The 10,927-nt window shown below is 69.1% G+C and carries 9 protein-coding genes; 4 read left to right on the top strand and 5 right to left on the bottom strand.

The window, feature by feature from the left end; all coding sequences use genetic code 11:
• Nucleotides 1-4 precede the first annotated feature (4 nt).
• Together CFB45_RS24870 and CFB45_RS24875 are read right to left on the bottom strand one after the other, a co-directional pair.
• A complete protein-coding gene (locus CFB45_RS24870; RefSeq protein WP_089427840.1) occupies nt 5-955 on the bottom strand; it encodes a DUF979 domain-containing protein in 951 nt (316 codons plus the stop codon).
• Nucleotides 952-1,641 carry a DUF969 domain-containing protein gene (locus tag CFB45_RS24875; RefSeq protein ID WP_089427841.1) on the bottom strand — a complete coding sequence of 230 codons (690 nt, stop codon included), beginning with the start codon at nt 1,639-1,641 and terminating at the stop codon, nt 952-954. Before CFB45_RS24875 ends, CFB45_RS24870 begins: the two co-directional genes overlap by 4 nt.
• 327 nt (nt 1,642-1,968) lie before the next feature.
• On the opposite strand from CFB45_RS24875, the gene CFB45_RS24880 reads away from it, so the two are divergent.
• Complete coding sequence (locus tag CFB45_RS24880; protein WP_039357299.1) at nt 1,969-2,193, top strand: hypothetical protein; 225 nt, start codon at nt 1,969-1,971, stop codon at nt 2,191-2,193.
• Between the two features lie 48 nt (nt 2,194-2,241).
• On the opposite strand, the gene CFB45_RS24885 is transcribed toward CFB45_RS24880, so the two are convergent.
• Complete coding sequence (locus CFB45_RS24885; protein ID WP_089427842.1) at nt 2,242-2,670, bottom strand: hypothetical protein; 429 nt, start codon at nt 2,668-2,670, stop codon at nt 2,242-2,244.
• 341 nt (nt 2,671-3,011) lie between these two features.
• Between CFB45_RS24885 and CFB45_RS24890 the strand changes: the two genes are divergently transcribed.
• On the top strand, nt 3,012-4,016 hold the full coding sequence (locus tag CFB45_RS24890) for a chemotaxis response regulator protein-glutamate methylesterase (RefSeq protein ID WP_089427843.1): 1,005 nt from the start codon (nt 3,012-3,014) through the stop codon (nt 4,014-4,016).
• A gap of 67 nt (nt 4,017-4,083) precedes the next feature.
• Complete coding sequence (locus CFB45_RS24895; RefSeq protein WP_089427844.1) at nt 4,084-5,151, top strand: diguanylate cyclase; 1,068 nt, start codon at nt 4,084-4,086, stop codon at nt 5,149-5,151.
• Between the two features lie 27 nt (nt 5,152-5,178).
• On the opposite strand, the gene CFB45_RS24900 is transcribed toward CFB45_RS24895, so the two are convergent.
• Together CFB45_RS24900 and CFB45_RS24905 are read right to left on the bottom strand one after the other, a co-directional pair.
• On the bottom strand, nt 5,179-7,428 hold the full coding sequence (locus tag CFB45_RS24900; protein ID WP_089427845.1) for a putative bifunctional diguanylate cyclase/phosphodiesterase: 2,250 nt from the start codon (nt 7,426-7,428) through the stop codon (nt 5,179-5,181).
• Between the two features lie 336 nt (nt 7,429-7,764).
• Nucleotides 7,765-8,781 (bottom strand): LysR substrate-binding domain-containing protein, encoded by a 1,017-nt coding sequence (locus CFB45_RS24905; protein ID WP_089429134.1) that lies wholly within the window; start codon nt 8,779-8,781, stop codon nt 7,765-7,767.
• 134 nt (nt 8,782-8,915) lie between these two features.
• On the opposite strand from CFB45_RS24905, the gene CFB45_RS24910 reads away from it, so the two are divergent.
• The gene (locus CFB45_RS24910; protein WP_089429135.1) at nt 8,916-10,802 is read left to right on the top strand and encodes a sulfatase-like hydrolase/transferase; all 1,887 of its coding nucleotides are present in this window, start codon (nt 8,916-8,918) and stop codon (nt 10,800-10,802) included.
• Nucleotides 10,803-10,927: the final 125 nt, after the last annotated feature.

Consider the following 10,927-nt stretch of genomic DNA (forward strand, 5'->3'; position numbering starts at 1 on the left):
CTCGTCAGAAGCGGAATGCGAACGCGTACATCAGCAGCGTGTTCACGGCGAGCAGCAGCAAGGCCGTCGGCCACTGCACCTTGATCACGCCATTCTTGTCCTTCAGTTCGAGCAGCGCCGCCGGCACGATGTTGAAGTTCGCGGCCATCGGCGTCATCAGCGTACCGCAGAAGCCGCTCAGCATCCCGATCGCGCCGACGATCGCCGGGTTGCCGTGGAACTGGTGGACGATCAGCGGCAGGCCGATGCCGGCCGTCATCACGGGGAACGCGGCGAAGCCGTTGCCCATGATCATCGTGAACAGCGCCATGCCGACCGTGTAGGCCGCGACCACCGCGAACGGCGAATCGATCGGCACCCACGCCTTCACGAGCCCCGACACCACGCCGCCGACACCGGCCACCGCGAACAGCGCGCCGAGCGCCGCGAGCATCTGCGGCAGGATCGCGGCCCAGCCGACCGCGTCCATCGTGTGGCGTGCCTCCTTCACCGCATGCACGGGCGAGTCGCGCAGCATCGCGAGCGCGACGGCGAACGCGACGAGCGTGCCGAGCACGAGCGAGATCAGCGTCACGCTCTTCTGCTCGACGAACGGCACGAGCTTCAACGCGAACGTGCCGATCAGCGTGACGACCGGAATCAGCAGCGCGGGCAGGAACAGCGTGTTGCCGAAACGCTGCGCGAGCGTCTCGCGCCGCACGGCCGCGGCCTCCCCGGCTTCGTCGGACTTGCCGCGCCCGAGCTTGCCCGAGCCGGCGATCACCGCGAGCGCGATCGCGAGGCAGCCCGTCACGAAATGCGGCAGCAGCGCGCCGAACAGGAACGTGAGCGCGTAGATCGCCCAGAACGCGAAATTGACGATGCGGCGCGGGTTCGTGCGATCGGTCAGGTTGAAGAAGGCGAACGCGGCGAACATCAGCCCCGCGAGCGTGTACAGCGATTCGAGGCCGATCATCGCGCGCCCTCCTGCGCCACCAGGCCGAAGCCGCGCGTAAGCCGGCGGTCGAGCAACGCAAGGCGCGTGCAATGGATCACGAGTGCGGCGATCGCGGTCGGGATCGCCCACACCGACAAATGCAGCGGCTCGATGGCGATGCCGTTCTGTTCGAGAAAGCCCTTGATCAGCAGGATCGACTGGATCGCGATGAAGATGTCCTCGCCGAAGAACACGGCGACGTTGTCGGCGCCCGATGCATGCGCGCGGATCTGCTGGCGCACCGATTCGGGCAGCTCGCCATGCCGGTTGACCGCGGCGGCCTCGGCCATCGGCGCGATCAGCGGCCGCACCATCTGCGCATGGCCGCCGAGCGACGTGAGACCGAGCGCGGCCGTCGCCTGGCGCAGCACGAAGTACAGCATCAGCACGCGGCCCGTGGTCGCCGCCTGCACGCGCGAGATCATCCGCTTCGCCTGCTCCTTGAGCCCGTTGCGCTCGAGCAGCGCGATCACCGGCAGCGTCAGCCAGATGAGCCCCATGTAGCGGTTTTCGGTGAACGCCTTGCCGAACGCGCTGACGATGTCGACGAGATTCAGCCCGCCCGCCAGCCCCGTCGCGAGCCCCGCGATCGTGACCACCAGCAGCGCATTGAAGCGCAGCGCAAAACCGATCACGACGATCGGCACCCCAATCAGCACCAGCATTGCTCCTCCTTGTGTCGAATGCACGGCGCCTTGGCAACGCGCCGCCTGCCCGGTTTGGACCGGGCTCTGACGGCGCAATCTAACACGAGACTTTATCGACAAAAAGTCGACAATTTACTGCTCCGGGTAAACGTTGAAGTGTGCGAACGCCGTGCCCGGGCCAGGTGTCGGTGGAGTTTCATCGGAGGAAACGGGGGACGCGAACGCGCCGGTTGCGGCACGCGCGTCAGCGCCCCGGCCGGCGGCATGCAGCGGCCCGCCGCGCGTGGCGGAGCCCCGGTGCGCCGACTACACTGGAAAGCATCGGCAACGGACGGGAGAGCCGCCATGATTGACGTATTCCAGACCATCGGCAGCCGCGCGTTCTCCGCTCATCTGGCGAAGGACGGGATGGTGACGCTGATGGAGCAACGCCATGAGGTCGATCGCGTGACGCTCGCGACCGCGTATGCCGCGCTCGTCGAGGAGTCCGAGCAGGAAGCCGACCTGCTCGACGCGACCGTCGAAGGCATGATGCGCGCGCTGATCCAGGGGTACGCGCGCAGCCATTGACGGTGCGGCCCTCGCCCGTCGGAACGGATGACGGGCAGCCCCCGGGCGCTACGCGGCCGGCGTACCGGCGCCCATGTCGAACCACCGGCCCGCGCGCAGTTGCCGGTAGTCGGCCTGCGTGAAGATCCTCAGCAGGTTCGCGACCGCGCCGTTGCTGGCGCGGTCGAGTTCCGTCATGAACGCTTCGACCTCGTCGCGGCCGGCAAACAGGATCGTGCGAAAGTAGCGTTCGCGTTCCGCGTCGGACAGGTTCGTTGCGCGCAGCTGGTACGGATGGTGAAGCGCCGCGAACAGGAAGTAAAAGCGCTCGGCGTCGTCGCGCAGCACGCGCACCGCGTCCGGATCGACCGGAAAATCGCGGTGGAACGACGCATGCCCGCTCTCGATGGGGATCCGGTACAGCAAGCGGCCGTCGTGCTCGGTCACGACCGGCGCGTACGGATCGCGGCTGACCAGCAGGGTATCGGGCACGGTCATCCGGCATTCTCCCCCGTCATTGTTATCGAAGCCGCCACGGTAACATGCCGGCTTGCGCGGCCGGTCGTGCCGAAACCGCCGGACCGGCATGCGCGGGCCGACCCGGCTCCCCTGCTGTCGGCAAACACCGCACCGTCATAGAGGAAACGCACTGAAACGGCACCATGCGCGAATTTTTCGATTGCCGCCGCCCGCGCCGCATGACAGCATGCGGGCGTCGCCAACCCAAAAGAATGCCGTGCCGTCCGGCCGCCGATGCCGTCCGGCGGCGCCGAACAGGCAGCCCCTTCCATGAACCCGGCCCACCTCCAACACTACGAACCGACCGGAGAATTCCGCTTGTGAACATCGGCATCGTCAACGACCTCCCGCTTGCCGTCGAGGCGATGCGCCGCGCGATCGCGCGCCGGCCCGAGCACCGCGTGCTGTGGGTCGCGACCGACGGCGCACAAGCCGTCGAGCTGTGCGCCGCGCAGCCGCCCGACGTCGTGCTGATGGACCTGATCATGCCGAAATTCGACGGGATCGAAGCGACGCGGCGGATCATGCGATCCGAACGACCGTGCGCGATCCTGATCGTGACGAGCTGCATCGGCGCGAATGCCTGGCGCGTGTTCGAGGCGATGGGCGCCGGCGCGCTCGACGCGGTCGATACGCCGCGGCTCGGCGACGGCGCGGCCGGCGACACGACCCGCCTGCTGCTCGCGAAGATCGACCAGATCGGCCGCCTGCTCGACGCGCCCGGCGGCACGCGCGTCGCCGGCACGGCCTCCCGCGCCGGCGGCGGCCCGCTGGTCGCGATCGGCGCATCGGCCGGCGGCCCCGGCGCGCTCGCGTCGGTGCTCGGCGGCCTGCCGGCCGATTTCAGCGCCCCGATCGTGATCGTCCAGCACGTCGACCGCGCGTTCGCCGAAGGCATGGCGCAATGGCTCGACGGCCAGACACCGCTCGCCGTGCGCGTCGCGCGCGAAGGCGACCGCCCGCAGCCGGGCGTCGCGCTGCTCGCCGCGACCGACGACCACCTGCGCATCACCCGTGCCGGCACGCTCGAATACACGCGCGAGCCGGCCGCCACGCCGTATCGCCCGTCGGTCGACGTGTTCTTCAACAGCCTGACCGAGCACTGGCCCGGCCGCGTGATCGGCGTGCTGCTCACCGGCATGGGCCGCGACGGCGCGATCGGCCTGAAGGCGCTGCGGATGAAGGGCTACCATACGATCGCGCAGGACGAGGCGACGAGCGCCGTGTACGGCATGCCGAAAGCGGCCGCGACACTCGGCGCGGCGCGTGCGATCCTGCCGCTCGGGCGCATCGCGGGCGAGCTGGCGGCGCTCGCGAAAATCTGAGCCCGACGATGAACACGCGCAACACCCATGCCTGCTCCTGCAACAACCGCAACAACCCGCGTCGATCATGACCATTGACCTGACTCGCCCGCCAGGCGGCCCCTATACGCCGCCCGTCGACGTGCCGGCGATGGTGCTGCTGGTCGATGACCAGACGATCGTCGCGGAAGCCGTGCGGCGTGCGCTCGTCGACGAGGAAGGCATCGATTTCCACTACTGCCCGCGTTCGGACGACGCGATGGCCACCGCGATCGAGACGCGGCCGACCGTGATCCTGCAGGACCTCGTGATGCCCGGCACCGACGGGCTGAGCCTCGTGAAGGCGTACCGCGCGAATCCGGCGACGCGCGACGTGCCGATCATCGTGCTGTCGACGCAGGAAGAGCCCGTGATCAAGAGCGCCGCGTTCGCGGCCGGCGCGAACGACTACCTCGTGAAGCTGCCCGACCGCATCGAGCTCGTCGCGCGGGTGCGCTACCACTCGCGCTCGTACATGAACCTGCTGCAGCGCGACGAGGCCTACCGCGCGCTGCGGCAATCGCAGCAGCAGTTGCTCGAAGCCAATCTCGAGCTGCGGCGCCTCACGCATTCCGACGGCCTGACCGGGCTGTCGAACCGGCGCTATCTCGACGAATACCTCGCCGCGGAATGGCGGCGCGGCACGCGCGAGCGCAGCGAACTGTCGCTGCTGATGATCGACGTCGACAACTTCAAGCTGTACAACGACACGTACGGCCACGTGTCGGGCGACAGCGTGCTCAAGCAGATCGCGTCGACCATCGAGCGCTGCCTCGGCCAGTCGGGCGATCTCGCCGCGCGTTTCGGCGGCGAGGAATTCGCGGTCGTGATGCCGGCCACGTCGCCGGGCGCCGCGCGGCTGCTCGGCGAGAAGATCCGCCTCGCGGTCGAGGCGCTGCGGCTGCGGCACGCGCATTCGTCGACGGGCAACACCGTGACGATCAGCATCGGCGGCGCGAGCATCGTGCCGATGCCCGGCCTGCCGACGACGCTGCTGATCGAAGCGGCCGACCGTGCGCTCTATCGCGCGAAGCACGCAGGCAAGAACCGCGTCGAGATCGATGCGACGCCGACGGCGCCGGTCCCCGGCGGGTTCGGCGGGCCGCCCGTCGACTGAGCGCCGAACGCCGAACGCGCGCCGCGCTCACACGGCGCCGAGCCGGCGCGCGTAGTCGCTCGGGTCCAGCGGGCGGCTGAACAGATAGCCCTGCTGCATGTCGCAGCCGATCTGCTGCAGGAACCACGATTGCGCCTGCGTCTCGACCCCTTCGGCCGTGACCTTCATCCCGAGCGAATGCGCCATCGCGACCACGGCCTGCGTGATCGCCACCGAGTCGTGATGATCGGGCACGCCCGACACGAACGAGCGGTCGACCTTCAGGTTGTGCAGCGGAAAGCGCTTCAGGTACGCGAGCGATGAATAGCCGGTGCCGAAATCGTCGACCGAGATTCGCACGTTCATGTCCGTGAGCGCCTCGAGCATCGGCAGCACGGTTTCCGTGTCGTTCATCAGCAGTCCTTCGGTAATCTCGAGTTCGAGCGCGGACGGATCGAGCTGAGTCTGCGCGAGGCAGCGACCGACCGATTCGACGAGCCCTTCGTGAAACTGCCGCGGCGACAGGTTGACGGCCAGCATCAGGTCGGGCGCGATCGTGCGGCGCCATTCGGCCGCCTGCCGGCACGCGGTTTCGAGCACCCACTGGCCGATCGCGACGATCAGCCCCGTATCTTCCGCGACCGGAATGAACTCCGCCGGCGACATCGGCCCGAGCTCGGGGCTCGTCCAGCGCAACAGCGCCTCGGCGCCGACCGTGCGGCCGCTGCGCGCGTCGACGACGGGCTGATACGCGAGCCGCAGCATGTCCGACGACAGCGCACGCCGCAGCGACTGCTCGATCGCGAAGCGGCGCTGCAGCCGCAGGTTGAGCTGCGCGGTGAAGAACGTGAAGTGGTTGCGGCCGCGCTGCTTCGCGTCATACATCGCCGAATCGGCATTGCGCATCAGCGTGACGGCATCGTCGCCGTCGCGCGGCGCGACGCTGATCCCGATCGACACGCCGAGCCAGTATTCGTTGTTCGCGATCGCGAACGGCTTCGCGATCGCGTCGATCACCTCGCGCGCGAGCACCGCGAGCCGGTCGGGATCGTCGCAGTCGTCGACGAGGATCACGAACTCGTCGCCGCCGACCCGCGTCAGCGCGTACTGGCCGCCGCCGCACGCCGCGAGCCGCGCGGCCACGCTGCGCAGCAGCGCGTCGCCCGCGTCGTGGCCGGCCGTGTCGTTGACCTTCTTGAAACCGACGAGATCGATGAACAGGATCGCGACGCGTGCGGGCCCGCCCGCCGCATCGTGTCCGCCGAACAGCTCGCGCATGCGGTCGCCGAGCCAGCGGCGGTTGTAGAGGCCCGTCAGCGCATCGCGCGTCGCCAGGTAGCGCAACTGCTGCTGCGCTTCGCGCACGGGGCCGATGTCGTTGAACGACACGAGCACCGAATCGGCCTGCGTCTCTCCCGGCCTCACGATCGGCACCGCGTTGCCGCGCACCCAGATGATGTCGCCGTCCGCCAGGCCGAAGCCGACCGTGTAGCCGAGCATCGGCGTGGCCGTCTCGAGCGCGCGCCGGCTCGGCCAGTCGTCGGGCGCGATCGGCGTGCCGTCCTCGTGCAGCTTGCGCAGGATCACCGTCGACAGCCGGCGGCCGACGAGGTCGCCCCTCACGCGCATCATCCGGTTCGCACTCGGGTTGCTCGCGATGACGATGCCGTCGCGCGACACCACGAGGATCCCTTCGTTCAGGCTGTTGACCACGAGCCGGTGATGTTCCTCGCTGCGCGCGAGCTGTCGCGCGATCCGGTCCTGGTGCACCGCGAGGCCGACGCTGTTGCCGATGTCGCGCAACAGTTCGGTTTCCTCGTCGCCCGGCCGGCGCGGCGTGCGGTAATAGACGGCGAACGCGCCGAGCACGACGCCCGCTTCGTCGAGGAACGGCACCGACCAGCACGCGCGCAAGCCCAGCGGCAATGCGACGGCCCGGTAGTCGGCCCACAGGGGATCGGTTTCGATGTCTTCGACGACGACCATCCGGCGCAGGTACATCGCCGTGCCGCACGAGCCGGCCGCAGGCCCGATCGACGCGCCTTCGATCGCCGCGCTGTACCGCACGGGCAGCGATGGCGCGGCACCGACGTGCACGTGCACGCCGTCGGTGTCGAGCAGCAGGATCGTGCACGACGCGCCGTCGCCGAGCAACGCCTCGGCGCGCCGGCAGACCTCGACGAGCAGCTCCGGCAGCGGTGTGTTGCGCGTGATCAGCCTCAGCACGCTTTGCTCGGATGCGAGCACTTCCGCCGCGAGCCCGAGACTGTAACGAGAACTTTGCGGTTCGGTATTCAAATTGAATCCTGCCGTCTGTCCGATCGGGTCTGATGCGCCCGATTCGTTTTCGATCCTTCGTGCCGTATTTCGCTCCGGGTTTACGCCGATGCCCGGTGCGCCCCGTATTGCGCGCGGTGCCAACACGCGCCGAAATACATTTAACACCAATCCGTGACAAGCGGCGCATCCACGTGCATCAGGGGTTACGCGTGGTCGGCACGGCGGTTGCCGCCGGCAGTCAGCTCGCCGAAAGACTTGCGCACGGCGCGACAACCCGGGGCAACGCCGCGCGTGGTGCGCGGCGAGCATGCAAACCGTTCGTCAGATTGTGGCGGCGCCCGACTCCGTTCGCCTTCATGCCACCGCGCCGGGCTCCATGCGCGTCACGGCCTTCAATGCATCGATCGCGGCCGCGACCGACACGCCCGCGGGTGCCGAATACAGCGCACCGACCGTGTCCGGCATCGTCGACAGCTTCAGCGGCAACCGGCCGACCCGCTCCCCCGCGCGCACGGCCAGCTCGAACGCGCGGGCCGACTGCACGAACAGGCAAGGCGACTGCCCGGCCACCATGCGGTTGGTCTGCCATGACACCGATTCCATCAGCACGGGCGGTGGCGGCAAGCCCGCATTCGCGAACTCGGCGTCCAGCGCCGTGCGCGCGGGCGACCCGAGCGGCGGCGCGATCCACGGGAACGCGGCCGCGTCGCGCCAGCCGATCCGCGCGCGCCTGAGCAGCGGATGGCGCGGCCCGCACACGACGATCATGTCGTCGCGATACAGCGGCGCGACGTCGAGCCCCGCGCTCAGCGCCGATGCGTCGAGCCGGCACACGAGCAGGTCGAGCTCGTGGCGCTGCGCCTGCGCGAGCATCCGGTCGAGCGTGTCCTCGCGCACGTTGAGCTGCACCGCGCGGCCGGCTTCCCGCAGCCACGCCAGCGCGCCCGGAATCAGTTGCGGCGCCATGTTCGGCAGCAGGCCGATCGACACCGGGCGGCCGGTGCCGGTACGCAACGCGTCGAACGCGGGCGCGACGCCGCGCATGTCGGTCAACACGCGGCCGATGCATTCGAGCAGCGCATCGCCGTAGACGGTCGGCGCGACGCGCCGCGACGTGCGTTCGAACAGCGGCAGGCCGAGCGCGTCCTCGAGCTCGCGCAGCCATTTCGACAACGCGGGCTGCGTGATCGACGCGGCCTCGGCCGTGCGCGCGAAGCTGCGTGTGCGCCCGAGCGAGTCGAGCGTTTCCATGTCGCGCACGCGCAGCCGGCGCAGCGCCTGCGCGATGCGCTGCTCGTGGGCCGGCGCGCCGGGCGGCGCGAGCGGTTCCGGCCGCGTGCGGCGGGCCGGGCCGCGTGGATCGTAGGTCACGGGCGCCTCCGTCATTCATATTCGTCAGGTTATCAATCGACCCTGATCTTTCATCGATCGATACATGATCCTGCCGCATAGTCGTCCGCATGAAAACCCCCGGCACGAGCCGGCATGACCAGGAGACAGCCGACGTGAAAGACGATCAGGACACCCCCGCCGCCGAACCCACCCCGCGGCGCCAGTTCCTCAAGCGGGCCGGCGCGGCCGTCGCGGCGGCCGGCTTCGGCGCCGACGCGCTGGCCGCGAGCGCGCCGCCGGCCGCCCAGGTCGCCCCGGTCGCCCCGGTCGCCCCGGTCGCCCCGGTCGCCGCCGGCGCGGGCGTCGATCCCGCGCCCGCGTTCCACGGCGCGACGACCGCGCCCGCCGCGCCGCCCGCCGGCTACAACATCCTGTTCATCCTGACCGACCAGGAGCGCCACTTCGATCGCTGGCCGTTCCCGGTGCCGGGCCGCGAAGCGCTGCGGCGAGACGGCATCACGTTCATGCACCACCAGATCGCCGCCTGCGTGTGCTCGCCGTCGCGCTCGACGGTCTACACCGGGCAGCACATCCAGCACACCGGCGTGCTCGACAACACGGGCGTGCCCTGGCAGAAGGACATGTCGCCGGACGTGCGCACCGTTGGTCACATGCTGCGCGATGCCGGCTACTACGCCGCGTATCTCGGCAAGTGGCACCTGAGCGCGTCGATGCACGAAACCGCGAGCCCGTATACGGCACCCGTGGCCGACTACAACCGCACGATCCGGTCGTACGGCTTCGACGACTATTTCGGCGTGGGCGACCTGATCGGGATGGTGCGCGGCGGCTACCAGTACGACGGGATCACGGCCGAGGCGGCGGTGAGCTGGATGCGCAACCACGCGCCGCGTCTCGCGAAGGAAGGCAAGCCGTGGTTCCTCGCGGTGAACCTGGTGAACCCGCACGACGCGATGTTCGTGAACACCGACACGAACGGCTCGACAGTGCAGGACGCGAACCACCCGATGCTCGGCAACGCGCCGCCGCCGAACGACGCGCTGTATCGCACGTCATGGCACGACGTGCCGCTCGCGGCTTCGCGGCGGCAGCCCTACGACGAGCCGGGGCGGCCGCCGGCGCACGGAATGTTCAACGCCGCGCATGCGAACCTGGTCGGACGCTATCCGTTCACCGACGAACGCCTGCGCATCTATCAGAACAACTACTTCAACTGCGTACGCGACTGCGACACGCATGTCGTGCGCCTGCTGCAATCGCTGCAGTCGCTCGGCCTCGACGAACGCACGATCGTCGTGATGACGGCCGACCACGGCGATCACATCGGCGCGCACCAGCTCGTCGGCAAGGGCGCGACCGCGTACCAGCCGCAGAACCACGTGCCGCTCGTGATCCGCCATCCCGCGTATCCGGGCGGCATGCAGTGCGATGCGCTGACGTCGCACATCGACATCGCGCCGACGCTGCTCGGGCTCACCGGTCTCGACGATGCGCGGCTCGCGTCGATTCGCGGCAGCGCGCTGAAGGGGCACGACCTCACGCGCTGGCTCGCGAAGCCGGCCGACGCGAAGCTGCACGCGGCGCGCGACGCCACGCTGTTCAACTACGCGATGCTGCTCTACTACGACAGCGAATGGATGCTGAAGGAACTGGGCACGATGCGCCAGAAAGGCGTGCCCGAGGACGAGCTGCTGCGCCGCGCGCTCGCGCAGCAGCCCGATTTCCGGTTGCGCGGCACGATCCGCAGCGTGTTCGACGGCCGCTACCGGTTCACGCGCTATTTCTCGCCGCTCGAATTCAACCGGCCGACGACGATGGAGGCTTTGTTCGCACGCAACGACGTCGAGCTGTTCGATATCGCGAGCGATCCGGGCGAGATGCGCAATCTCGCGATGGACCGGAAAAAGCACGGCGAGCTGCTGCTCGCGATGAACGCCCGCCTGAACGACCTGATCGCGAGCGAGGTAGGCGACGACAGTCCCGACGTCATGCCGATCCGCGACGGCAAGGTGCAGGTGCAGATCCGCAAGTGGCATTGAAGGCGGCCGGCTTTCTTCCGAACCGGGCAATCATCGGACGATTCCGCGTCCCGTGATCCCCTGCCGTACGGTCGCGCCATGCGCGCCGTACGCGGGGCGTCTCTTTTCGTCATCGCTCAAGACAG

The organism is Burkholderia sp. HI2500 (assembly GCF_002223055.1).
Classification (GTDB): Bacteria; Pseudomonadota; Gammaproteobacteria; order Burkholderiales; family Burkholderiaceae; genus Burkholderia.